This is a genomic window from Streptacidiphilus sp. PB12-B1b, from assembly GCF_014084125.1.
Lineage (GTDB): Bacteria > Actinomycetota > Actinomycetes > Streptomycetales > Streptomycetaceae > Streptacidiphilus.
This window is the reverse complement of sequence record NZ_CP048405.1, coordinates 3048033-3071817: the sequence shown is the minus strand read 5'-3', so window position 1 is coordinate 3071817 and position 23785 is coordinate 3048033. Positions and strand designations below refer to the sequence as shown.

Below are 23785 nucleotides of genomic sequence, written 5' to 3'. Positions count from 1 at the left end.
GGGAGACCCCGTGCCCCGCATCGCCCGGTGGTGCTTCGATCACCGCACCCGCGTGCTGACCTTCTGGCTGCTGGCCGTCGTCGTCACGCTCGCGCTCAGCCACGCCGTCGGCAGCAGCTTCAACGAGAGCGTGAGCCTGCCGGGCACCGACTCGCAGGCCGCGGTGACGCTGCTCACCGAGAACTTCCCGGCGGCCGCCGGCGAGGGCGACCAGATCGTGGTCCGGGCCACCGGCGGGGCCAACGTCCGCTCCGCCGTGGTCCGGGTGCCGGTGACCGCCGCCCTGGCCAAGGCGGCGGCAGTGCCCGGGGTGGAGTCCGTGGTCAGCCCGTACAGCGCGGCCGGAGCCGGGCAGATCAGCCGGGACGGCACGATCGCGTTCGCCCGGGTGACCTGGGCCAAGAAGGCCGCCGAGGTCACCAAGTCCGACGCCAGGAACCTGATCGACGCCGCCGAGAGCGCCGACGGGCCACATGTGCACGTCTCCCTCGGCGGCCAGTCGATCTCCAACGAGGAGTCCTCGGGCCCGGGCCTGTCCATCGCGGTCGGCGTGGTCGCCGCCCTGGTGGTCCTGCTGACGGTCTTCGGCGGAGCCGTCTTCGGCTCGCTGATGCCGCTGCTGACCACCATCGTCGCGCTGCTCATCGGCACCTCGCTGATCAGCCTGATCTCGCACGGCATGGACACCCCGAGCGTCTCCACCGACCTGGCCGTCCTGATCGGGCTCGGCGTGGGCGTCGACTACGGCCTGTTCATCATCAGCCGGCACCGCAGCGCGGTGAAGGCGGGCCGGAGCTACCGGGACGCGGCGGTCGAGGCGGTGAACACCTCGGGCCGCACCGTGCTGTTCGCCGGGATCACGGTGTGCATCGCGCTGCTGGGCCAGTTCGCGCTCGGCATCGACTTCCTCTACGGCCTGTCGGCGGCCTCGGCCCTGACCGTCGCGCTGACCATGGCCACCTCGCTGACGCTGCTGCCCGCCATGCTCGGCTTCCTCGGGCCCAAGGCGCTCTCCCGGCGCGAGCGCGCCACGCTGGCGGCGGCCGGCCCGGCCTCCACCGACGCGGCCGGCTTCTGGCTGCGCTGGGCCTCGTTCGTCGAGGCCCGCCGGGTGTGGGTGGCGCTGGGCTCGCTGGCGCTGGTGGTGCTGATCGCGCTGCCCACCTTCAGCCTGCGGCTCGGCTCCGCCGGCGCCGGCAACGACCCCAAGTCCTCCACCACCTACCAGGCGTACACCGCCCTGGCGCAGGGCTTCGGCCCCGGCTTCAACGGCCCCTTCCAGCTGACCAGCGAGGTCGGCTCGGCCGCCGACGTCGCGGCGTTCAACCGGTTCCTGGCCACGGCGGCCCGCACCCCCGGGGTGGCGACGGTGACGCCCGCGCAGCTGTCGCCCAACGGCAGGGTCGTGCTCGCCGTCCTGTACCCGACCACCGGTCCGGGCACCAAGGGCACGGTGGCCCTGGTCTCCACCATCCGCGACGACCTGGTGCCGCCGGCCGAGGCCGGGAACGGCCTCGCCATCCACGTCGGCGGGGTCACTCCGACGAACATCGACTTCTCCCGGGTGCTGAGCCAGAAGCTGCCGGTCTTCATCGCCGTGGTCGTGGTGCTGGCGTTCCTGCTGCTGGTGGCCGTCTTCCGCAGCCTGCTGATCCCGCTGGTGGCGGCGGTCATGAACCTGCTCTCCGTGGGCGCGGCCCTGGGCGCGCTGAACGCCGTCTTCACCTGGGGCTGGGGCGGCTCGGTCATCGGCCTGACCGGTACCGGCCCGGTCGACGCCTTCATCCCGGTGCTGCTGTTCTCCGTGCTCTTCGGGCTCTCCATGGACTACGAGGTGTACCTGGTCAGCCGGATGCAGGAGGAGTGGCACCACGCCCGCGACCCGCTCGCGGGGGACGCGGTGGCGCTGCGCGGGCAGGCCGTGCGCCACAACCACCAGGCGGTGCGGTTCGGCCAGGCCAAGAGCGGCCGGATCATCGCGGCGGCGGCCGGGATCATGATCCTGGTCTTCGGTTCGTTCCTGCTCGGCGACGACCGGATCCTCAAGGAGTTCGGCTTCGGCCTGGCCTTCGCGGTGCTGGTCGACGCCCTGATCATCCGGGGCCTGCTGGTCCCCGCGCTGATGCACCTGATCGGCCCGGCCAACTGGTCCATGCCGGCCCGCCTGGACCGGATCATCCCCAACTTCTCGGTCGAGTCCGCCCCGGACGGCCACAGCTGAACCGGGAGCCAGTGACCGGCTGTTCCCGATCGCCGGAATCCGCGCCGTAATCGCCTGCCGCATCGGCAAGTTGGCGGCGCAGCCGATGTCCCGCACCTGACGGACAGTCATTCCGCCTGCCGCCGAGGGCATCCGGAACCCGCCGCTCCCCGCGGCTCAGGCAGGCTTGGTAGCGTGCCCCCGTGAGCATATGGACCTCCCTCGAACCCGCGTCCACCACCGTTGACCCCGGCAGCACCGCCGTCGTGCGCCTGCGGGTGCGCAACACCAGTGACGTGGTGGACGAGTACCGCTTCGTCCCGGTGGGCGACATCGCGCCGTACACCACCGTCGAGCCGCCGACCATCCGGCTCTACCCGGGCACCACCGGGACCGTCCAGCTCACCATCGCACCGCCGCGCTCCCCGGACGCCACGGCCGGGCCCAACCCGTACGCCGTCCAGATCGTCTCCACGGAGCACCCCGAGGCCACGACCGTGCCCGAGGGGAACGTCACCATCACGCCGTTCACCGAGGTGCGGGCCGAGTTGGTGCCGCCCACGGTCAAGGGGCGCTTCCGGGGGCGGCCCCGGCTCGCCGTCGACAACCTGGGCAACACCAGGATGACGGCCTCGGTCACCGGCAACGACAACGGCGGCCAACTCTCGTACGAGATGCGCCCGGCCAACATCCAGATCGAGCCGGGGCGCGCGGCCTTCGTCAGAGCCACGCTGAAGCCCCGTCAGATCATCTGGCTGGGCAGCAAACAGCAGCGGCCGTACCGGCTCTCGGTGCGCCGTTCGGGGGCCACGCCCCTGGACGTCGACGGCGTCTACGTGCAGCGCAACCTGCTGCCGCGCTGGCTCGCCGGGTTCGCCGCCCTGCTGCTCGCCCTAGGCGCGGCGGCGGTGGCGCTGTGGCTGAGCTACTCGCCGCATGTGACCAGCCTGGCCCAGGCGATGCCGCAGGCCGCCGTCAGCACCATCACCAGTCCGACCACCGCCCCCACGCCCGTGCCGAGCCCGCCCACGACCGCGCCCACCCCTCCGCCGACCACGGCGGCGGCAGCCCCGGCGACCACCCCACCCTCCGGCGGCGACGGCGGCGGGAGCGGCGGGAGCGGAGGCGGCGGCGGTTCGAAGCCGTCGCCCAAGCCCCCGGCCGACACCGCGGCCACCGCGGTCAAGCTGCTGGCCGCGCAGAGCCCCGGGCGGCACATCTGCTACCGGGCCTACGTGGTGGGCATCGGCTGGCAGGACCCGGTCTGCGACGGCACCATGGCCGGGACGACCGGGCAGAACCGGCCCATCGACTCGCTCGACATCGCCGTCTCCGGCGTCAACGGCACCGCGGCCAACGCCTTCCTCCAGGACACGGGGTGGAACAGCAAGTGGCACGCGTCGGTCGACGGCATCGACCTGTACATCGGCGGCACCGTCGACCCGCTGCCGATGATGGGCTTCGCCATCAATGTGGGCAACGGCTCCGTCTGCCAGAACACCATTGTCCACGGCGGCAGTTGGCAGGGCCTGGGCTGCGACAAGCCGGGCAGCTACATCTTCGGCGGGACGCTGGACAACTCGCTGTGGCTGGAGGCCGTCCAGTTCACCGTCTGACCCGCCCCGCCCCGCCGGGCGGCGGCGGAGCCTCAGACGTCCAGCTTCAGCTCGACCGGCCCGCCCCTGCGCCGCCGGACGACGAGGACGGCGATGCCGACGGCCAGCCAGCAGCAGCCGCCGATCTGGGCGTGGGCGCTCGCGTGGTACAGCACGTAGCCGATGATCACGAAGCCGATCAGCGGGACCACCAGGTGCATGCCGTAGCTGCGCTGCCGTCGGCGGACCAGGAAGTAGAAGCCGACCGACAGGTGCAGCAGCAGGAACGAGAACAGCGCACCGAAGTTCACCAGCGACGACAGCAGCGCCACCTGGCCGACCAGGGCGAGCCCCAGCGCCAGGCTGAGCACGGCGACCAGCAGCACGGCCCGGTCCGGCACCCGCCGCGTGGGGTGCACATGCGCCAGGAAGCGCGGCAGCCGGCCGTCCCTGGCCATCGAGAACAGCAGCCTGGAGGTGGCGGCCTGGGCCACCAGCGCGTTGGCCACGGCTGCCGCCAGCGCGCTGGTGACCGCCACCACGTCCTTGAACCAGACCCCGCCGGCGGTCCGGGCCACGTCGTAGAAGGCGGTGTTCTCCGCGGACTGCCCGGACAGGGCGGTCTGCCCGGGCAGCAGCAGCGCGGCCAGGTACGTCTGCACGACGAACAGCGCCGCCACCAGGCACAGCGAGAGCACCGTGGCGCGGCCGACCACCCGGGGCCCGCCCTGGACCTCCTCGGCGAGCGTGGAGATGGCGTCGAAGCCGAGGAAGGAGAGCGCGGCCACGGACAGCGCCGAGAACACCAGCCCGGCGGAGATCACCTTCGGGTTGTAGAGCGGGTCCAGGCTCCAGTGCGCTCCGCCCACCCCGCGGGCGATCGCCGAGGTGCTCAGCCCCACGAAGAGGGCCAGCACCACCAGTTCGGCCAGCAGGAACAGTTTGTTCATGGTCGCCGTGGTACGGATGCCGAGCAGGTTGACCAGGGTGTTGAACACCACGAACACGGTGATCCACAGCCACTGCGGGACGCCGGACACCACCGTCTGCAGCGCCACCGCCCCGGAGACGTACAGCAGCGTCGGCACGAGCAGGTAGTCCAGCAGGATGGCCCACCCGGCCAGGAACCCCGCCTCGGGGCTGAGCCCGCGCCCCACGTAGGTGTAGACCGAGCCCGCGATCGGGAACTCCCGGGACATGGCCCGGTAGGACAGCGCGGTGAACAGCATGGCCACCAGGCCGACGAGGTAGGTGAGCGCGACCATCCCCTTGGACAGGTCGAAGACCACGCCGAAGATGGCGAACGGCGCGATCGGCACCATGAAGACCATGCCGTAGATCAGCAGGTCACGCAGGCGCAGGCTCCGGCGCAGCTGCTGCTCGTAGCCGAAGCGGGAGATGTCCGCCTCGTCGCCGGGCCGATCTGGGGGCATGTCCTGCTGACCGGCCATCGACTGCCCTTCCGCGCTCGCCTGGGTGGGTGCTGCCATCCCACATCATTTGAGACGGCGGCCCCGCCCGGCGGCACCCGGCCCTTCCTCGGCGCGGCGCGGGCGGTGTGAGCGGCGCGGGCCGGGACGGGCCCCGCGCCCCCGGTCAGGCGATGCCGGGCGGAACGCCGTTGACCGAGTCGACCAGGGCCTGGTGGTCGCGCTCGTTCTGGTCGGCGTAGAGCTCCGCGAACCGGGCCAGGGCCTGGTCGAACACCTCGCTGCGGCCCAGGTAGGCGGCGATCGCCACACGGTCCCCGGAGCGGGCGTGGGCGCGGGCGAGGGTGGCCCCGCAGATCTCCCCGAACAGCAGCATGCCCTCTGGCAGCATGTCCTCCGGCTGGGCGATGCCCTTCCAGTCGCGCAGCTGGCGGACGTAGAAGTCGCGGACCCCGCCGTCGATGCCCTGGGCCCGCTGCCAGCCCAGGAAGATGTCGCTGGTGGCCTGCATCAGCCGCTGGCCGCTGACCACCCGCTCGCCCTGCTCCTCGTAGGCGCTGTCGCCGACGTACTCGGCCAGCACCGACCGGTCGGCCTCCTTGACCTGGAGGATCAGCGGATCCTCGTCGTCGCGGCCCAGCAGCAGCACGATCCAGCAGCGGGTGCCGACGCTGCCGACGCCCACCACCTTGCGGGCCAGGTCCACCAGCCGGAACTGCCGCAGCAGGTGCTGGTGGTCGGCCCTGAGGGTGCGGCCGTAGCTCTCGATCAGCCCGCGCAGCTGCTGTTCGAAGTCGGCCCGCTCCAGCTCCGGCAGCAGATCGCCGATCGGCACCACCAGCGGCGGGTCGGCGACGAACCGGCGCTCGCCGCCGACCACCCGGGTCAGTTTGGCGAACGCCTGCAGGCTGTCCCGGGAGCGCGCCTGGTCCATGGCCTCGGACAGGAGCCGGCGCCGGCGCTTGCCCAGCTGGTCGGCCTGGAGCGTACGCAACCGCTCCATGTCGACGGAGGCGTACCAGACGTCCAGGTTGCCCATCCCGGCGAAGCCGCGCATCCGCTCGCGGTAGGAGCGTACGGTGGCGCGGACGATGTCGGCCCGCTCGGTGTCGGTGAAGCCGTTGGCCCGCCCGGCGATCACCAGGCTGGCCGCCAGCCGCTTGACGTCCCACTCCCAGGGGCCCGGCAGGGTCTCGTCGAAGTCGTTGATGTCAAACATCAGGTGGCGTTCCGGGGAGGCCAGCAGCCGGAAGTTCAGCAGGTGGGCATCGCCGCAGAGCTGGGCGCGGATGCCGCTGGTCGGGGTGGGGGCGAGGTCGGCGGCCATGATTGCGGCCGCGCCGCGGTAGAAGCGGAACGGGGACTCGGTCATCCGGTCGTAGCGGATCGGCACCAGCTCCGGCAGCCTGGTCGCGGACTGCCGCGCGATGATCGCCAGCGGGTCGGCGCGCTTCGGCGACGGCGCGAACTCCGCGTGGCTCGACCGGGGCGCCCTGCCCCTGGCCGCCCTCCCCCTGGCGGCGCGGTCCTGCACGGACAGGTGCCGGTGCCCGGCCCGGATGAGGTCGGTGACGGTCGCCATGACAGGTCCTTCCGCCGGGGTGCGCGGGCCCGAGCGGCCCCGGCCGCGCCTGCGCCCGGGCTTGCACCGGCGCCCGGCCCCGGGCGGGGAGCCCGACGGCGCCCCGGACCGCGGCCTGCGGCCTGCTCCTCTCTCACCGTAGGTCCGAACCCCCCGGCCTGCCCGTCCGACCGGTCCGGGCCGGTCGCCTGCGGCTCCCGGCGGGCCGCGGCGGTCGGCAGCAGCCATTGACGCACTGTCGCTGATGCTCCGTCAAGACACCTTTCTGCGTTCATGAAGTGAAGGGAGAATTCGCCCACAGGGCACATCCGGCCCGCAGCGGGGGGCCTCACAGAAAGCCCCGCCGTACATCTGTACACGGCCCGAACGGTGAGCCTAGTGTGACGACTCGCTGGGAGCGCTCCCGGCGGGGCCTCCGGGCTCGTAGACCCAGCGGACAGGTCTCCGTCCCACGCACGGCGCTTCTGGGAGCGCTCCCAGAAGCTCTCGATCCCACCCTCGCAAGGAGTCTGATGTCATGAACCTGCAATCCCTGCCGGCCCTGCGCTCCACCGCCAGGGCCGTCGTCCTGGCCGTGGTCTGCGCGTTGCTGCCGCTGCTGGCGGCCCCCGCAGCCCGGGCCGACACCCAGGTGTGCGACCAGTACGGCACCGCCCAGATCCAGGGCGGCGCGTACATCGTGCAGAACAACGAGTGGGGCGACACCACCCCGCAGTGCCTGGACGTCACCTCCACCGGCTTCTCGATCACCACCGCCAACCACAACCTGCCGGACAACGGCGCACCCGGCGCCTACCCGTCCATCTACGCGGGCTGCCACTACGGGGCCTGCACCAGCAACAGCGGCATGCCGCTCCAGGTCTCCGCCTTCCAGGACCCGCAGACCAGCGTCAGCTTCAACACGGTCAACAGCGGCACCTGGGACGCCTCCTACGACGTCTGGTTCGACACCAGCCCCGATCCGTCCGGGCAGAACAACGGCGCCGAGCTGATGATCTGGGGCAACCACCTCGGCGGCTCCAATCCGGTCGGCTCCAAGGTCGGCACCGCCGACCTCGCCGGAGCGGTCTGGGACGTCTGGGAGGGACCGCTGTCCAACGGCGGCATCACCTGGAACGTCGTCTCGTACGTCCGGCAGACCGGCGCCAACGCGCTGAACCTCCACCTCAAGGACTTCACCGGCGACTCCGCCGCCCGTGGCTACCTGAACCCGGCCTGGTACATGACCAGCGTCCAGTTCGGCTTCGAGCCCTGGGTCGGCGGCGCCGGCCTGGGCGTCAACACCTTCTCGGTGAACGCCGGCGCGGCCTCCTCCGGCGGCGGCGGGGGCAGCGGCTCCGCGACCACCGTCGTCGGCCAGGGCAGCGGCCGCTGCCTGGACGTCCGGGCGGCCGGGACGGCCGATTCCACGCCGGTGCAGATCTACGACTGCAACGGCACCGGCGCCCAGCAGTGGCAGCACGTGGGCAACACCTTCGTCAACCCGAACTCGGGCAAGTGCCTGGACGTCACCGGCGCGGGCACCGCCGACGGCACTCCGGTGCAGATCTACGACTGCAACGGCACCGGCGCGCAGCAGTGGACCGTCAACTCCCTGGGCGACATCGTCAACACCAACTCCGGCAAGTGCCTGGACGTCACCGGCCAGGCCACCGCCGACAGCACCCCGCTGCAGATCTGGGACTGCGACACCAGCGGTCAGGCCAACCAGATCTGGACCATCGGCTGACCTGGCCGCGCCCGGCTAGACGGAGGGGGTGAACACGATCCGTCGGCCGGGCCCGGCGGGCGCGGTCCACGCCTGCTCGACCTCGGACAGCGGCACCGGCAGCGCGTCGGCGGTGATCGTGCCCGCCACCAACTGCTCGATCAGCGAGGGCAGTTCGGCGACAATCCCGGCGGCGGTGAGCGAGCCCTGGCCGCTGCCCATGATCCGCAGGTTGGCCGCGCGCAGCACGAACGAGGGCAGGGTGAGGTCCGGCCCGGCCATGGAGCCGATCTGGATCCAGTCCAGCGGCGCGCTGCGCTCGGCGCGGTGGGTGATCACCGTCGGGATGGCCAGCTCGGTGACCCGGCCCCAGGTGTAGTCGATGACCACGTCCACGTCGGCGGCGGCCTTGCCGAGCCGCTCGGCGGCCTGCGCCGGGTCGTCGCCGCCCAGCGGGACGACCGTGGTGGCGCCGAGGCCGGGCAGCAGCTCCAGCCGCTGCGGGTCGCGCCCGGCGGCGACCACCTGGTCCGCGCCCAGGTGGCGGGCGATCTGCACGGCCATCTGCCCGGCGTTGCCGGTGGCGCCGAGCACTAGCACGCTCTGCCCGGGCTGGAAGGAGATCCTGCGGCGCAGCGCCACCCAGGAGGACATGGCCGGGTTCATCGCGGCGGCGACGGTGGCCGGGTCGGCGTTCTCCGGCAGCGGGACGGCGCGGCGCGGGTCGAGCAGCGCCTGCTCGGCCATGGTGCCGGGGGCGTCGTCGTCGGCCACGAAGTAGACCCGCCGGCCGTTGGCCAGCCGGCCCACGGCATCGACGCCGGGGATCATCGGCAGCGTTCCGTCGCTGGTGTAGTGGGTGCCGTTGGCCCCGGAGCGGACCCGGGGGTGGAGCCCGGCGGCGAGGACGTCGACCAGCACCTGGTCGCCTTTGGGCTGGGGGGTGGCGAACTCCTCGTAGCGGGGCGGGTGGTCGAACGAGCGGACGACGGCGGCGTGCATGGTGCCTCCTCAGGCTTAGTACGTGACACAAACCAAATTAATTTGTTCCACGTACTACGTCAAGTACGATGAGCCCATGGCCGCAGAAACCGCTCCCACCGACCCCGCCGCCAACGATCTGGGCATCGTTGACGGCCTGGTCCAGCTGTCGTTCCTGGTCCAGGGCACGCTGGGGCAGGTCGCCGCCGAACACGGGCTGTCGATCGTCCAACTGCGCCTGCTCGGCGTCCTGCGCGACCGTGAGCCCGGTATGCAGGAGCTGGCCCGGCACCTGGGCCTGGACAAATCCAGCATGACCGGGCTGGTCGACCGGGCCGAGCGGCGCGGCCTGGTCCGCCGGGCCGCCTCCCCGCACGACGGCCGGGCGGTCCGGGTGTCGCTGACCCCGCAGGGCGTGGACCTGGCCCTCGCGGTCACCGCCGACGCCGGTCGGCGGATCCAGGACCTCGCCGCGGGCCTCGACGACGAGGAGCGCTCCCAGCTGTCCCGGCTGGCCGGCTCCCTGGTGGCCGGTACGTCAGCGGTCTGACGGCCTCCTCAGCCGGTGGGCAGGTGGGCAGCCCGGGACGCGGCGCTCGCGCGGCAGCCCTGCCAGGCCGACGGATCGCCCAGGGCCGCCACCGGAGCGGCCGCCAGCTGCGGGTCGATCGTCAGCTCGGTGACGCCCAGTGGCGCGGTCAGGCCCCGCAGCGCCGAGGCGGACAGCTCGACATGCTGCTGGGTGGGCCCGAGCACGGCGGTGAGCCGCTGCTCGTTGGTGAAACCGACCGCCGTCCGGCCGCCGAGCGGCGTGCGGAACAGGCGGAGCATGTCGCCGACGGGCCCCGACCGGACCGGGACGCAGAGCAGCCCGGCCGGGCGGGCTTCGTCCGGCCCGGCGTCGTCCTCACTCAGGTGCGTCATCGCTGCTGCCCTCCAGGTCGCCATGTCGCTCTGTCGCCATGTCACCGCCTCCCGGTGCGGAGGCGTTCGTCCCTCGGCCTTCCGTGGTCGGCCGGGGTGCGTCACCGACACTGTTCCCGCAGTTCCGGGGCCGCCCCTGGGCCATGACGCGTTCCTGACGCCGGCCGGGCCGATGTTGTCGCGCTGCTTCCGGGCCGGTGACCGCCGTCGCGCGCGGCGGCCGCACCGGTCGGCCGGGCCCGGCGGGGGCCCGGTCGGCGGTGCGGCCGTCGCGGCGTGCCGGATCGCGCGGTGGTTACGGGTCAGCAGTTCGAGGGCGCGGCGCGGCCGGCGAACCGCTCCGCGATCCACGACACGTACTCCTGCTGGGCCGTGAAGGGGATGGTGTTGTGCGTCGCCCCCTTGTAGGTGGTGTACTCCACCGGCTGGCGGAAGGTGCAGGCGCGCTTGACGTACTGGGTGGTGGAGTGCGGGTTGATGACGGTGTCCGCGGTGCCCTGCATGACCAGCACCGGCGCCACCGTGGTGGCGTAGCCCGCGGTGTTCTCCTGGAAGCGCCGGGTCCACGCCTCGGGCACGTCGCGTACCGGCTTGAACAGCGTGTGCAGCTTGTGCACGTCGGCCACGTTGCTCTGGACGACGTCCGCGAAGTGTTCGAGGCAGGCGGTGCCGTCGCCCTTCAGCGCCTGCAGGCCGGCCGGCTTGAGCACGTCGGTGGCCCGCAGCTCGGGGTAGGCGGCCAGGAAGCCCCGGTAGACGTTGACCCGCAGCGCGGCGCTGTGCGCCGGGGAGGAGGCGTTGCGCGGCCCGGGCAGGACGTGCCCGGCGAACTGCGGGCCCAGGTCCGCCGCGGGCGCCAGGGCGGCGACGCCCACCAGGCCCAGCTCCGGGGTGTACCCGCGGATGGTCTGACCGATGAACAGCGCCGCTCCACCGCCCTGGGACCAGCCGAGGACGGCCAGGCGGCGGCCCGCGTGCACCGGCTGGAGCCGACGCGCGGCCAGCACCGAGTCCAGCACGTTGTGCGTCTCGGTCGCGGCGACCACGTACTGGTGGATGCCCGGCGTCCCGAGGCCCTGGTAGTCGGTGGCCACCACGGCGTCACCGGCGGCCAGGAACGAGGTCAGGGCCGGAACCCCGACGTCGATCGAGTACGGGCTCTTGTAGGTGAAGTAGTCGACCAGGTTCTGGGCCGGGAACGGCGCGGCCGAGGGCGCGCACTGGCGCGGTCCGCCGACGGTGCCGTGGGCCCAGGCCACCACATTGCGCCCGGCGGCGGGCGCCGCGCCGTCCGGCCAGACGACCAGGCCAGAGACGGCGACCGGCTTGCCGTCGTGCAGGGTGGACAGGTAGAGGATGCGGCACGCCTGGGCGTGGGCGGGCCCGACGACGCGGCGGGCCCAGATCACGTCACCGTGCCGCCCCCGGGGGAGCGGCGTCGGGGGGGTGTAGAAGGCCGCGCCGTCCGGCCCGACGCGTACGCCGGGAGCGCACTGCGCCGACGGTGGACGGTCGATCCCCCGCGCAGCGGCGGCCGTGCCCAGCCCCGCCAGGGCGAGGGGGGTGGCAAGCGCAGCCGCAGTGACTGCCCGTAGCCAGGCTCTCATCAGCTTTCCCATCACTCGACGCCGGGAGCCACCGGTCGGCATCGAGGTCACGGCAGCGCTCAGCAGGCTTCTCATGCTGGAGCCGAGAGTACTGTGTTGTAACCATATGATCACTTATGGTGATAGTGCTGGCGTGTCGTCAGCACAGCGGCGCACTGGAGCGTTCGGCGGCGGGGCAGCGGGACCGCCCTCGGTTTCGGTCGTGCGGCGACCGCCTCCGTCGGTGCGCGGGCGGCCCGGAATCGAGGGGCGGGACCGGCCCCGAGGCGCGTCTGATATAGATCATGTGATGGAGAGCAGTACGTGTGTGGGACAGCGCCCGGCCCACACCCGCCCCTGACGGAGACATCGGACCATCGGAGACTGAGACATGGCTACCCCCTCCAGGCAACCCACCCGGCCGACGCCCGGCCAGCCGACCCCCGGGCGCGGGCCGGTACCGCCGCCGCGCTCCCGGCGCCGGGGGCAGCCCGCCGCCGAGCCCGCGCCGAGCGGCGCCCGCGCGTTCGCCGTCCGCGCCTGGCAGCTGCTGGTCCTGGCCGTGGTGATGGTGGTCATCAGCCTTGCCCTCAGCGGCATCTTCTTCGGCCTGGTCGGCCTGGCACTGGCCTTCGGCTGACCGCACCCGGACGACGGGAGGCCGCACCGGCGGCCCCGGCGCCCCCTGAGCAACCCGGGCGAGCAACCCCGACGACCACTGCGAGCGGACCCCGAAGGCCCTGCTCGGCGGGCCTTCACCCGAACACACCCCGGACCCGCGCCACCCGCGCCCGGCCCGGGCACGCACTACCGTCCCAAGGCCGCCCGGCGCGGCGTCCGACCCCGGCCGGTCAGTCCGCCTCGCGCCCGTCGTAGCGCGCCTGCGCGTCCAGCACCTGGGGCATCAGCGCCTCCAGGTCGGCGATCAGCCCCATGAGCTTGTCCGCGACCGCGACGCCGACCGGAGTGAGCCGGTAGACGACGTGCGGCGGAAGAGTGGCCAGCACCTCGCGCTCCACGAAGCCGTCCCGCTCCAGGGCCTGGAGCGTCTGCGAGAGCATCTTCTGGCTCACGCCGTCGACTCTGCGCGCGAGTTCGTTGAAGCGCAGCGGTCCTTGGGCCAGGCCGCCGAGGGTCAGCACGCCCCAGCGCCCGGTGATGTGCTCCAGGGTCGGCCGCGAGGGGCAGGCGCAGGCGAAGACGTCGAAGTGGTCCTCGGACGATCCCGCGTCCGGGCGACTGCGCCGCTGTGCCTGCTCGGTCTCCATACAGGGAAGGGTACCCCTGGCGCTGCACTTTCGAAAAGTTTGCGCTTTCGAAAAGTTACTGCCATGGTGAGAGCAGGCCCAGCGCCGACCCATCGACCGCCCGATCCAGGAGCCCTCTATGCCCAGCCCCGCCGTGCCCAGCCCCGTCATCTCCGTCGCCTACCACTCCGGTTACGGCCACACCGCCGTCCTGGCCGAGGCCGTGCGCGACGGCGCCGCCGACGCCGGCGCCACCGTCCACCTGATCAAGGTGGACGAGATCACCGACGCCCAGTGGGAGTTGCTGGACGCCTCAGACGCCATCGTCTTCGGCTCCCCCACCTACATGGGCACCGCCTCCGGCGCCTTCCACCAGTTCGCCGAGGACTCCTCCAAGCGCTGGTTCACCGCCGCCTGGCGGGACAAGCTGGCCGCGGGCTTCACCAACTCCGGCTCCAAGAGCGGCGACAAGCTGCACACCCTGCAGTTCTTCAGCGTCCTGGCCGCACAGCACGGCATGACCTGGGTCAACCTGGGCCTGCACCCGGGCTGGAACACCTCCGAGGCGTCGGAGAACGACCTCAACCGGCTCGGCTTCTTCCTCGGCGCGGGCGCCCAGACCAACGGCGACCAGGGCCCGGAGGCCGTGCACAAGGCCGACACCGCGACCGCCGAGCACCTCGGCCGCCGGGTCGCGCAGCAGGCGGCGGTCTTCGCGGCCGGACGCAGCACCACCACCACCGCCACCGCCGCCTGAGCCGGGGGCCGGAACCGGCCCGATCTGCCGGAGCTGTCGTCAACATGCGTCCACAGCAACACCCGTGGGAGTGAAGGCGGCACTGTACACGGACGGCAGCCGGACCGCACAGTTCTTCGACTTCTGGTCTCTGTGAGCAGATGGACGCATAGTGTGACCGGCCATGGGAAGCACCGACATTGCACTCAAAGAGATCATGACCATCGAGGGCGCCCTGGGCGTCGCCCTGGTGGACGTCACCAGCGGCCTGGCCCTGGGCATCCTCGGCGGCGGCAGGGACCTTGACCTGACAGCCGCCGCCGCAGGCAACACGGACGTGGTCCGGGCCAAGATGCGCACCATGGAGATGCTGAACCTCCACAACGAGACGATCGAGGACATCCTCATCACGCTCTCCGGCCAGTACCACCTGATCCGGCCGCTGACCTCGCGCAACGGCAGCGGCCTGTTCCTCTACCTGGCCCTGGACCGGAACCGCTCCAACCTGGCCATGGCCCGGCGTCAGCTGCAGCAGATCGAACGCAATCTCGACGTCTGACGCACGCAAGCCCGGTGAGCGTCCCGAAGCCGCCCCCTGACCCCGGAGCCGCCGCCCTGGGGTCAGGCGGGCGGCTTCGAGGCGTGGCCGTCGCGGACGCCGCAGGCTGCGAGAATCCTGCGGGACCGCTGCCTGCACGAAGGACGAACGATGAGCCGCACCGCCCGCATACCCGGCCGCACCACCGCACCCGCGGCCCCGGCACGCTGCACGGTGACGGTGTGCCGGGACTGCTGCTGCGGCACCCCGAAGATCCCGCGCCTGGACCACGACGCCCAACTGGCCGAACTGCGCACGGCCCTGGCCGGAACCGCCCTGGTCCGGCGCGTCGACTGCCTGGACGCCTGCGAGCACGCCAACGTGATGGTCGTCCAGCCCTCCCCGAGGGCCGCCGGGCGGGCGGACGACCGGTCTGGCTCGGCCTGGTCAACGACCCCGGCGCCGCCGCCGACATCGCCGCCTGGGTCCGCTCCGGCGGGCCCGGCCTGGCCCCGACCCCCGACATCCTCGACCTCTACACCTTCACCCCCTCCCGTCGGATCCGCGAATCCCTGGACCGGGGCGGTAACTGACCGGTCGTCACCGCATCAGCGCCATTGCGGGACAGGTCATGATTTTCCGGAGGGTTCGGCTGAAACTCTCTGCAGCAAGCGGCCGAAAACCCTAGTCTTGAGCCAGGATTCGACCGCATCTGGGGAATGGGTCCTTCTTTCAGCACGCCGTGCGCGATCCCGGGGGGCGATCAGTCATGGGCACGTTAGCGGGTGCAGCCACACCACAGCCGAACCAGCGGGGGGCAGGGGCCGAGAGCGGCCGGTTCACCGCCACCGACCTGCTCGGCTACCAGGCCGGGCCCGCCGGCGGGGACGCCACCCGCCATCTGTGCGCGGCGGCCTACCTCGACCGGGCCTTCCGCAAGGCGGCCATCTCCGAACTGGTCGAGGAGCAGCACCGGATCCCGGCCGCGTCCCCGGGCGTCGACATGGCGGCGGTGCTGGCGGCCTGCCTGCGGGCGCGCCGCGAGGGAGCGGTCGCGGGCGGTCTGGTCATCCTGATCGGTGTGGTGGGCCTGGCGCTGGCCCGGGCCGATGTGATCATCGATCTGGCGCTGATCCTGGTGGTACGCGGTTTCACCTGGTCGCTGGGGCCGATCTTTTCCCGACGGCGACTGCCTCCGGGCACGGCGTGGAAGGTGCTGCTCCGCCGGGGCCTGGTCGCCGCCGCCCTGTGCAGCCTCTTCCTGGCCGGGGTGATCTCCCTGGTCGTCGCCGCGATCAGCCACTCGTCGTCCTCCTCCGACGGCGGCTCGTCCGGTGAGTACTTCGGCGGGTCGGGGTCCGGGTCCGGGTCGGGCTTCGGCAGCGGCGGCGGTTCCACGGAGAACCCGACGCTGCTGGGCGTCCTGGTCCTGCTCGCCCTGTGGATAGCCGTCGGGGCGCTGCTGCGCTACCGGCGCCGACAGCGCCTGGCCGCGCTGCACCACCCGGTCCAGGAGGACTACGCGCGCAGCTTCCCGAGCCTGGCGCACGTCTTCGCGCGCCTGGTCGAGCGTCCCTCCGAGGCGGAGACGCTGTACAGCGACTTCTCCCCCTTCGTCGGCGCCGGCATGCGACTGGAGGCCGAGGGCTGGTCGTTCCCGATCGAGTTGCGTCCCGGCCCGCAGCACCGCGCCGACGGCAGCGCCGCCGACGCGCTCGAACTGCCCGCCGTGCACGCGTGCATCGCCGAGGGGTTGGGGCAGCTCTCCCGGGGCGAGTTGTATCCGGGTGATCTGCTGCACCAACTGACGGTGCGCGACCGGGTGTTCCGCAGCGGTCGGCGCCGGGAGGCGCGCAACGAGTGGTACGGCGCACTGAGCGTGCAGGACCCGGCAACCGGCGTGCAGTCCCTCGCCCCGGCCTGGGCCAACCTGCTGGACCTCGGTTCGCACGAGCGGATCCGGCACTACCTGGAGGTCCGCGCCGAGCTCTGGGAGAACCAGATCGTCGCCGCGATGTTCCTGCGCGCCAACGTCCAGGGCGGGCTGCTGCAGGTCGAGGGCATAGCCTTCCTGCTGCCGCCGGTGGCCGAGCGCTACCGGGCGGTGGACGACATCGTGCCGCCGGAGCCCTGGCCGGACGGCCTCGCCGTGCTCTGGGGCGCCCTGCGCGCCTTCGCCCTGGACGTCACCACCTCGCTGTGGGAGCCGTGGGCGATGATCCGGACGGCCGTGCGCACCGGCAACCGGCAGCGCTGGTACCGGCGGATGACCGCGCTCGGCCGCCCGGTCGACCACGGTCCGCAGCTCAGCCTGCGCGAGCTCGGCGCCGAACCGCACTACCAGCAGCTGTTCCAGGAGCTGGACGTACGCCGCTTCTTCACCAGCGTGCGGGAGCGCGCCTTCACCGCGGTCGTCGCCGAGCTGCGCCGCACCGGCTACGACACCTCGGAGTTCGAGCAGGCCGCGCAGTTCGTCTTCGCCGGGACGATGAACCTCAACACCGGCGCGGGCATCCAGAACGTCGACTCGCCCAACTGGGGCAACCAGGCGGCGGGCCAGGGCAACACGGTGCGGCAGAGCCAGCTGCTCTGACCGCCGCGCACCGCCCCGCAGCGCCGTACCGCCAACCGACCGGAGGGGGACTCCGTGCACGCCGACGCGCCCGAACCGAACTGGACCAACCAGTCCGGCATCGTCAACCAGAACTCGCCCAACAACGGCAACATGGCCGCCGGTTCGAACAACCGGATCGTGCAGACCATCGCCCCGGCCAGCCCCTCCACGCTGCCGGAGGAGGTGACCCTGGCGGATCTCAGAGCCGTGCTGGAGGAGGTGCGCCAGTCCCTGACCCGGCTGCGCGCCGACGCCCCCGACGCGATCGCGGAGGAGGACGCCGAGGACGCCGAGGAGCACCTCGCCCGCGTCGAGGCCGAGACCGGGAAGGACTCCCCCGGGGCCGGCGTCATCCGCCGCCGGGTGTCGATGGTGGTGGACGCGCTGGCCGCCGTGACGTCCGTGGCCTCCGGCGGCGGGGCCCTGGCGACGACGGCGACGGCGCTGGTCGGCTCACTGGCCCAGTTGCAGGCCGTGGTGCTGAAGCTGTTCGGCGGCTGAGCCCGGCCGAGCCGACAGGCACCGAACGCACGAGGGGGGACAGAAGCGATGACACGCTGGGAACTCGCGGTCGATCCGACCGCCGCGCTGCCCTGCGCCGCCGCCGGTGCGGACGGCCGGTTGAAGCCGGTGGACGTGTCCGGATTCCGGACCGCGCCACCCGACCCGGCCGCCGGGGAGGCGGAGCGGCTGGGCGCTTTGCTGCGGTGCGCCGCCGAGTCCGGGGCGGCCCGGCACGGCGGCGGCGGGCCCGGCCGGGTGGCCGTGGTGCATCCGCTGGGCTGGGACGAGGCGCAGTTCGAGGCGGCGCGCCGCCAGGCGCTGGCCGCCGATCTGCCCCCGCCCGTCTTCGTGGCGGCGCCGACGGCTTTGGCCCGCTACTTCCGGGCCCGGCTGGCGCTGCCGGAGTCCACCTGCGTCGCCGTCTACGACGCCCGGCCGGGGTCGGTGGCGGTGGCCCTGGTCCGCAACACCGCCGCCGGGCCGACACCGGTGTTCCAGGGCACCTCCCCGGCGCTGCCGTCCACCGGCGAGGGCCCGGCCGCCGAGGAAGCTGCCCAGGAAGCCGCACGGGCCCGGATCGTGTCGGAGCTGGCGGCGCTGGTGGAACAGGCCCGGCTGCGCACGGGCGAGCTGGCGGCGGTCTACCTGACCGGCGACGCGGCACGGCTCCCCGGCGCGGCCACGCGGGTGAGGCGGTCGCTGGGGCTGACCGCCTTCGTCACCGACCGGCCGGACACGGCGGCGGTGCTGGGGGCACTGATAGCGGCGGACGACGCCGAGTCCAGACTCGGCCCCACGCAGACGCCGCCCGGCCCGCTCACCGTGCCCGCACCGCGCACCGCACCGGCGGGCGGCGACGGGCCGACGGTCGACCCGGCGGCGGCGCTGGCCGCAGCCACCCTGGCAGCCGCCGCGCTGATGGGCAGAGCCACGACCGCGGCGGCGCTCGCCTCCCCGACCGACGCCACCGACAGTGACACCGACGGCCGGACAGTGGCCCTCCTCCGCCCGACGCCCCCCGTACAGGCGCCCGAGCCCGCCCTCGAAGCCGGAGCCGCGACGGTGGTGCTGGGGAAGGCCGCACCGCTCACCGCCGCACCGCAGGCCGAGGACACGGCCGAGACCCAGCCCCTGCACGCCTTTCCGTTCGCCCCGGTCCCCGCGGTCCCGGACGTGGCCGCGCCCGGCGGCTCGGCCGGGCTGCTGCACACGGCGCTCTCCGACCTGCCGGCCCCGTACCGGGACGGGCCGCCCGACGTCCCGCCGGGGCGCGGCAGGCGGCGCGGAATGTGGCTGCCCGCCGCGATCGTGGTGGCCGCTGCAGCGGGCGGCGTGCTCTCGTTCACGCTGCTGAACGGCCACGGCGGGCACACCGGCCCGCACCGGACGCCGCAGGCCGCGCCGCCGGTGAGCGTCTCCGCCGCGCTCCCGCAACCGGCCGCGCCCACCGGCCTCACCGGGAGCCCCTCGGCGTCCGCCTCGCCCTCGCCCACCGTCTCGTCCTCCCCCTCGGCGGGCACGCCCGCCGCCGTGCTCGATGCGTACTTCGCCGCGATCAACAGCCACGACTACCAGCAGGCATGGCAGTTGGGCGCCAAGAACCTGAACAGCGACTACGCCACCTTCGTCTCCGGCCTGTCCGGCACCGTCCACGACGACGCGATCATTCAGGACGAGAGCCCCACGGTGGCCGACGTCGATCTGACAGCCACGCAGGCCGACGGCAGCGTGAAGCAGTTCACCGGCACCTACACCGTGGTCGGGGGCGTCATCACGCAGGCGCACATGCAGGCCGCCTCCTGAGCCGCGCAGCACGGCCGGGGCCGACCGCCGACGGACCGGGCGCTACCCGAGGCCGATCCGCCCGTGCTGCGCTGGACGTACCGGTGGCCGCAGCCTACTGCGGGCGCAGTAGGCGCGGTCGCTGCAGCAGGCGGACGCGCCGCCGGGGGGCGGTTGGCCAGGGTGGCGGTGTGGACGGTGTGGACGGTTCCGCCTCGGCCGTCGGCGGCAGCCGCCGGCGCGGGGGGTGCGGTCCGCGGCAGCCGCAGCACCAGCCGTACGAGAGGACGTCATGCCAGGTTCGGTCAATCCGTCGAGGGCGAGGGCGAGGTCGAGGTCGAGGCGCGAGCCGCTGGCCGCGAAGGTCCCGGAGATCACCGCACTCTTCTGGGTCATCAAGATCCTGACCACCGGCATGGGCGAGGCGACGTCCGACTTCCTGGCGAACGGCAACGCGGCGGTGGCGGGCCTGGTCGGCGTGGGCGGTTTCGGCTTCGCGCTGTGGCTGCAGTTCCGCACCCGGCGCTATGTCGCCGCCGTGTACTGGTTCGCCGCGGTGATGGTGGCCGTCTTCGGCACCATGGCCGCCGACGGCCTGCATGTGGTGCTCGGCCTGCCCTACTACGCCACGACGGCCCTGTACGCGCTGTTCCTCGCCGCCGTCCTGGTGCTGTGGCACCGCAGTGAGGGGACGCTGTCGATCCACAGCATCACCACCCGCCGCCGCGAGGTCTACTACTGGTGCACGGTGCTGGCGACGTTCGCCCTGGGCACCGCGCTCGGGGACTTCTCCGCGACCACACTGGACCTGGGCTTCCGCGACTCCGGGCTGGCCTTCCTGGTCCTCATTGCGGTGCCGCTGGCGGCCTGGTGGAAGCTGCGGATGAACCCGGTGCCGGCGTTCTGGTTCGCCTACGTGGTCACCCGGCCGCTGGGGGCGTCCTTCGCCGACTACGCCGGCAAGCCCGCCTCGATCGGCGGACTGGGCTACGGCGACGGCACGGTCGCCGCCGCCGCGTCCGTGGTGATCATCCTCCTGGTCGGGTATGTGACCGTCACCCGCAGCGACATCCAGCGCCCGGCCGACGCCGCCGGACCGGTCGACGGCGGGCCGGTGGTCGCGGATGCCGCGCAGGTCGGCGCCATGGCCCGGCAGTACGACTGACCGCGCGCCGGAGGGTCAGCCCCAGAGCGCCTCGGCCAGGGCCCGGAACCCGGGCTCGGCCGGGGCGTCCTCGGCGGTGAGGAGTTGCACGGCGACCTCGTCGGCCCCGGCGTCGAGGTGGGCCCGGACGCCCAGCGCCGCCTGCTCGGTGGTGCCGTGCGCGACGAGCGCGTCGACGAGGGCGTCGCTGCCCTCCCCCGCCAGATCCGCCTCGCTCCAGCCGAGGCGGCGCAGGTTGCCGGTGTAGTTGGCCAGTTGCAGGTAGGGCGAGGCGACCCGGGGCCGGGCGACGGCCCGGGCCCGCTGGGGGTCGGCCTCCAGGACCACCTTCTGCTCCGGGGCCAGCAGCCGGCCCGGGCCCAGGGCCGTCCGGGCCTGCCGGGTGTGCTCCGGGGTGACCAGGTACGGGTGGGCGCCGCCGGCCCGTTCGCCGGCCAGCCGCAGCACCCGCGGGCCGAGCGCGGCCAGCACCCGCCGCTGCTGCGGCACGCCCTCGGCGTCCAGCACGTCCAGGTACTCGACCAGGGCGTCGTAGGGGCGGACGTACCGGTCGCCGATCGCCTCGCGGTGGCCCGCGCCGATGCCGAGCAGGAACCGCCCCGGGTGGCGCTCCTCCAGCCTCCGGAACGAGGCGGCGACGGTGACCGCGTCGTCCTGCCAGATGTTGACGATCCCGGTGGCCAGGCCGATGGTCGAGGTGGCGTCCAGGAGTTGCTCGGCCCCCTGGAGGTCGCCGGAGGGCGAGCCGCCGATCCAGATCCTGCCGTAGCCGAGGCGCTCCAGCTCCACCGCCAGCCCGGGCGTCAGCCCGCCGCCGTGCCGCCATACGCCGACCGTGCCCCGCTCCGCACCGACGCCTGCACCCATGGCCCGCTCCTTCCACACGTCGCACCCGACACGCTCCGGCTCGGACAGCCGGCAAGGCCGACAACCGCCGCCGGCCCGGGTGTTGTTCCCCGGTGCGGCCGATCGGGGCCGCCCCGGCCGGGATCGGCGGCGAGTGGCTAGACTCGTCCGGGTGTGTCAGCCGTTCATCCGCGCTGCACCGGGCTGGAGGGGGTTGGTGGACGCCGTGGGTCCGCTGTCGCTGGCACAGAAGATCGACCGGCTGTTCGACGTGGTGCACCGTCCGGACGGCACGCCGTACAGCAACGAGGAGGCCGCCCGGGCCTGCCGGGAGGCGACCGGCGAGAGCTTCTCGGCGACGTACCTGTGGCAGCTGCGCAGCGGCCGCCGGGACAACCCGACCAAGCGGCACCTCGAAGCGCTGGCCGGGTTCTTCCAGGTGCCGCCCGCGTACTTCTTCGACGACGACCAGGCCGCCGAGATCGCCGACCAGCTGCGGCTGCTGGGCGCCCTGCGCGACGCCGGTGTGCGCAGCGTCGCCCTGCGCGCGGTCAACCTCTCCCCCGAGGCCCTTGACACGGTCAGTGAGCTGATCGACATTATCGGTCGGCGCGAGGCGCTGCGGCGCCAGCCCCCGCAGGCCGCAGCGGAGTAGCCCGGCCGGGCTGACGCCGGCCGGTGGGAGGAGACGCGGGTGCGGGGCGATCGCGGGTACCGGCAGCTGCGCCGCCGGTGCCGCCGCCTGGCCGACGCGCTGCCGCTGCCGGTCCCCTTCGACCTGGACCGGTTCATCGAGGCGGTGGCCGCCGAACGCGGACGGCGGATCGACGTCATCCCGATGGCCACCCGGCCGCACGCTCCCTGCGGACTGCTGGCCACCACCGACGACGTCGACTACATCCTCTATGCGGACGACACCTCGCCGCTGCACCAGCAGCACATCCTGCTGCACGAGATCGCGCACCTGCTCTGCGGGCACCACACGGCGCCCCTGGCCACCGGGGTCGAGGCGGCCGGGCTGCTGCCGCAGCTGCCGCCGGCCCTGATCAACCGGGTGCTGGGCCGGACCGTCTACTCGCAGCCCCAGGAGCAGGAGGCCGAGCTGCTGGCGTCGCTGATCCTGTGCCGGGCCCGAAGCGCCGCGCCGGAGCCGGTGCTGCCGGAGGCGCAGAGCCTGCCGCTGCGCGGCCTGCTCGGCCTCGGGCCGCCCGGCGGCGACCGTGGATGACACCCTGGTCTTCGCGTCGGCCCTGATGGTGGCGCTGCTCGGGGCCTCGCGCTTCGTCGTGGCCAGGCATGCGGGCATCGCCCTGACGGTCCGGCACGGCACCTGGTTCGCGCTGACCCAGGCGGCCGCCATGGTGGTGTCCGCTCCGGCCACGGTGGCGCTGCTGGACCGCGCCTCCCCGGTCGGCAACTCCGGGGTGCTGCTGGGCGATCTGCTGCGGATGGCGGCGGTCCGCTCGCTGGCGCTGCTGGCCGACGCCCTGCCGACCGCGACCCCGGGCCTGGCTGCGCGGCGCGCACCGCGCCGGACCGGGCGCAGCCGGTGGCCGATCGTGGTCTCGGCCCTGCTGTTCCTGCTCGCCCGCACCAGCGAGGTGGGCAACGCCGAGGCGGTGAACGGGGCAGCCGGTCGGCTGCTGCTGGCCGGCCATGACGCGCTGACCGCCGGATACACCTGCTTCTGCCTGGCGGTCTTCGTGCTCGCCCTGGACCGCTGTGCCCGGGCCATGGCGCCGTGCCAGCTGCGGCAGGGCCTGGCGGTGCTGAAGGCGAGCGCGGTCGTCGGCGCGGTCTGGGCGGCCTGGGGCGTGGACGACGTGGTGGACATCCTGCGCAGCGGCGTCCAGAACGGCGGGGAGGACCTGGTCTCCGGAGTGCTGGGGCTGGCCTGCATCGCGCTGGCCGTGTGCGGGGGCACGGTCAGCCTGTGGCCGCCGGTGTTCCGGCGCGCGGGGCGGTGGTTGACGGACTACCGGCGGTACCTCGCCCTGGGGCCGCTGTGGCGGGCCTCCTACGACTCCCTGCCGGACATCGCGCTGCGCGCGCCCTCGCCCCGCTGGCTGGCCTGGCTGCCGCCCCGGGACGCCCAGTTCGCGCTCTACCGCCGGGTCATCGAGATCCGCGACGGGCAGCGGGCCCGGCCGCCGGGCGGTGCGGCGCAGGCCGTTCCGGCGGTGCCGGGCGGCCACCGCGCGGGCGGCGGCGCCGAGCCGGCGAGCCTGGAGGCGGAGACCGACAGCCTGCTGCGGGCGGCGGCCGCCCTGCGCCGCACCGGCCGTACGCCGGTCTGACGAACCCGCGCGGGGCGGCGAGTCGGAACCCGCCGCACGCCCGGGGGCGG

21 protein-coding genes and 1 pseudogene are annotated in these 23785 nt (G+C 73.4%); 15 read left to right on the top strand and 7 right to left on the bottom strand.

Annotated features, from left to right (window positions below; genetic code table 11):
• Positions 1-10 precede the first annotated feature (10 nt).
• Positions 11-2221: an MMPL family transporter gene (locus tag GXW83_RS13895; RefSeq protein ID WP_182443380.1), complete on the top strand. Its 2211-nt coding sequence runs from the start codon at positions 11-13 to the stop codon at positions 2219-2221.
• 182 nt (positions 2222-2403) lie between these two features.
• On the top strand, positions 2404-3816 hold the full coding sequence (locus GXW83_RS13890; RefSeq protein WP_182443379.1) for a hydrolase: 1413 nt from the start codon (positions 2404-2406) through the stop codon (positions 3814-3816).
• Between the two features lie 32 nt (positions 3817-3848).
• On the opposite strand, the gene GXW83_RS13885 is transcribed toward GXW83_RS13890, so the two are convergent.
• Positions 3849-5285, bottom strand: coding sequence for an APC family permease (locus GXW83_RS13885; RefSeq protein ID WP_225446965.1), 1437 nt, complete (start codon positions 5283-5285; stop codon positions 3849-3851).
• 106 nt (positions 5286-5391) lie between these two features.
• Positions 5392-6807, bottom strand: coding sequence for a DUF2252 domain-containing protein (locus GXW83_RS13880; protein WP_182443378.1), 1416 nt, complete (start codon positions 6805-6807; stop codon positions 5392-5394).
• A 517-nt stretch (positions 6808-7324) separates the two neighbouring features.
• Between GXW83_RS13880 and GXW83_RS13875 the strand changes: the two genes are divergently transcribed.
• Positions 7325-8536 (top strand): RICIN domain-containing protein, encoded by a 1212-nt coding sequence (locus GXW83_RS13875; protein WP_182443377.1) that lies wholly within the window; start codon positions 7325-7327, stop codon positions 8534-8536.
• 15 nt (positions 8537-8551) lie between these two features.
• On the opposite strand, the gene GXW83_RS13870 is transcribed toward GXW83_RS13875, so the two are convergent.
• Positions 8552-9517, bottom strand: coding sequence for a zinc-binding alcohol dehydrogenase family protein (locus GXW83_RS13870; protein WP_182443376.1), 966 nt, complete (start codon positions 9515-9517; stop codon positions 8552-8554).
• Positions 9518-9593: 76 nt separating this feature from the next.
• On the opposite strand from GXW83_RS13870, the gene GXW83_RS13865 reads away from it, so the two are divergent.
• A complete protein-coding gene (locus GXW83_RS13865) occupies positions 9594-10046 on the top strand; it encodes a MarR family winged helix-turn-helix transcriptional regulator (RefSeq protein ID WP_182443375.1) in 453 nt (150 codons plus the stop codon).
• An 8-nt stretch (positions 10047-10054) separates the two neighbouring features.
• Here GXW83_RS13865 and GXW83_RS13860 read toward each other — a convergent pair whose 3' ends face one another.
• Together GXW83_RS13860 and GXW83_RS13855 are read right to left on the bottom strand one after the other, a co-directional pair.
• Positions 10055-10420, bottom strand: coding sequence for an SAV_915 family protein (locus tag GXW83_RS13860; protein WP_225446964.1), 366 nt, complete (start codon positions 10418-10420; stop codon positions 10055-10057).
• Positions 10421-10722: 302 nt separating this feature from the next.
• Positions 10723-11829: a lipase family protein gene (locus GXW83_RS13855; RefSeq protein WP_182443374.1), complete on the bottom strand. Its 1107-nt coding sequence runs from the start codon at positions 11827-11829 to the stop codon at positions 10723-10725.
• Positions 11830-12397: 568 nt separating this feature from the next.
• On the opposite strand from GXW83_RS13855, the gene GXW83_RS13850 reads away from it, so the two are divergent.
• Positions 12398-12646 carry a hypothetical protein gene (locus tag GXW83_RS13850; RefSeq protein WP_182443373.1) on the top strand — a complete coding sequence of 83 codons (249 nt, stop codon included), beginning with the start codon at positions 12398-12400 and terminating at the stop codon, positions 12644-12646.
• A 211-nt stretch (positions 12647-12857) separates the two neighbouring features.
• Here GXW83_RS13850 and GXW83_RS13845 read toward each other — a convergent pair whose 3' ends face one another.
• A complete protein-coding gene (locus GXW83_RS13845; RefSeq protein ID WP_182443372.1) occupies positions 12858-13274 on the bottom strand; it encodes a helix-turn-helix domain-containing protein in 417 nt (138 codons plus the stop codon).
• 118 nt (positions 13275-13392) lie between these two features.
• Between GXW83_RS13845 and GXW83_RS13840 the strand changes: the two genes are divergently transcribed.
• From GXW83_RS13840 to GXW83_RS13815, 7 genes and pseudogenes are all read left to right on the top strand, one after another.
• The gene (locus GXW83_RS13840; RefSeq protein ID WP_182443371.1) at positions 13393-14010 is read left to right on the top strand and encodes a flavodoxin family protein; all 618 of its coding nucleotides are present in this window, start codon (positions 13393-13395) and stop codon (positions 14008-14010) included.
• A gap of 163 nt (positions 14011-14173) precedes the next feature.
• Complete coding sequence (locus GXW83_RS13835) at positions 14174-14548, top strand: hypothetical protein (RefSeq protein WP_182443370.1); 375 nt, start codon at positions 14174-14176, stop codon at positions 14546-14548.
• Between the two features lie 150 nt (positions 14549-14698).
• Positions 14699-15120, top strand: a pseudogene (locus GXW83_RS33980) ((2Fe-2S) ferredoxin domain-containing protein).
• A 176-nt stretch (positions 15121-15296) separates the two neighbouring features.
• Positions 15297-17120, top strand: a complete 1824-nt coding sequence (locus GXW83_RS13830; protein ID WP_182443369.1) for a hypothetical protein — start codon at positions 15297-15299, stop codon at positions 17118-17120.
• A gap of 54 nt (positions 17121-17174) precedes the next feature.
• The gene (locus GXW83_RS13825; RefSeq protein ID WP_182443368.1) at positions 17175-17642 is read left to right on the top strand and encodes a hypothetical protein; all 468 of its coding nucleotides are present in this window, start codon (positions 17175-17177) and stop codon (positions 17640-17642) included.
• Positions 17643-17690: 48 nt separating this feature from the next.
• Positions 17691-19448, top strand: coding sequence for a hypothetical protein (locus tag GXW83_RS13820; RefSeq protein ID WP_182443367.1), 1758 nt, complete (start codon positions 17691-17693; stop codon positions 19446-19448).
• Positions 19449-19719: 271 nt separating this feature from the next.
• A complete protein-coding gene (locus tag GXW83_RS13815; RefSeq protein ID WP_182443366.1) occupies positions 19720-20592 on the top strand; it encodes a hypothetical protein in 873 nt (290 codons plus the stop codon).
• 15 nt (positions 20593-20607) lie between these two features.
• Here GXW83_RS13815 and GXW83_RS13810 read toward each other — a convergent pair whose 3' ends face one another.
• Positions 20608-21459 (bottom strand): LLM class F420-dependent oxidoreductase, encoded by an 852-nt coding sequence (locus GXW83_RS13810; protein WP_182443365.1) that lies wholly within the window; start codon positions 21457-21459, stop codon positions 20608-20610.
• 196 nt (positions 21460-21655) lie between these two features.
• On the opposite strand from GXW83_RS13810, the gene GXW83_RS13805 reads away from it, so the two are divergent.
• The 3 genes from GXW83_RS13805 to GXW83_RS13795 are packed head-to-tail and all read left to right on the top strand — an operon-like array spanning position 21656 to position 23735.
• Positions 21656-22093, top strand: a complete 438-nt coding sequence (locus GXW83_RS13805) for an XRE family transcriptional regulator (protein WP_225446963.1) — start codon at positions 21656-21658, stop codon at positions 22091-22093.
• 39 nt (positions 22094-22132) lie between these two features.
• Positions 22133-22666: a ParH-like protein gene (locus GXW83_RS13800; RefSeq protein WP_182443364.1), complete on the top strand. Its 534-nt coding sequence runs from the start codon at positions 22133-22135 to the stop codon at positions 22664-22666.
• Positions 22659-23735, top strand: coding sequence for an MAB_1171c family putative transporter (locus GXW83_RS13795; protein WP_182443363.1), 1077 nt, complete (start codon positions 22659-22661; stop codon positions 23733-23735). The genes GXW83_RS13800 and GXW83_RS13795 overlap by 8 nt, the downstream gene beginning before the upstream one ends.
• Positions 23736-23785: the final 50 nt, after the last annotated feature.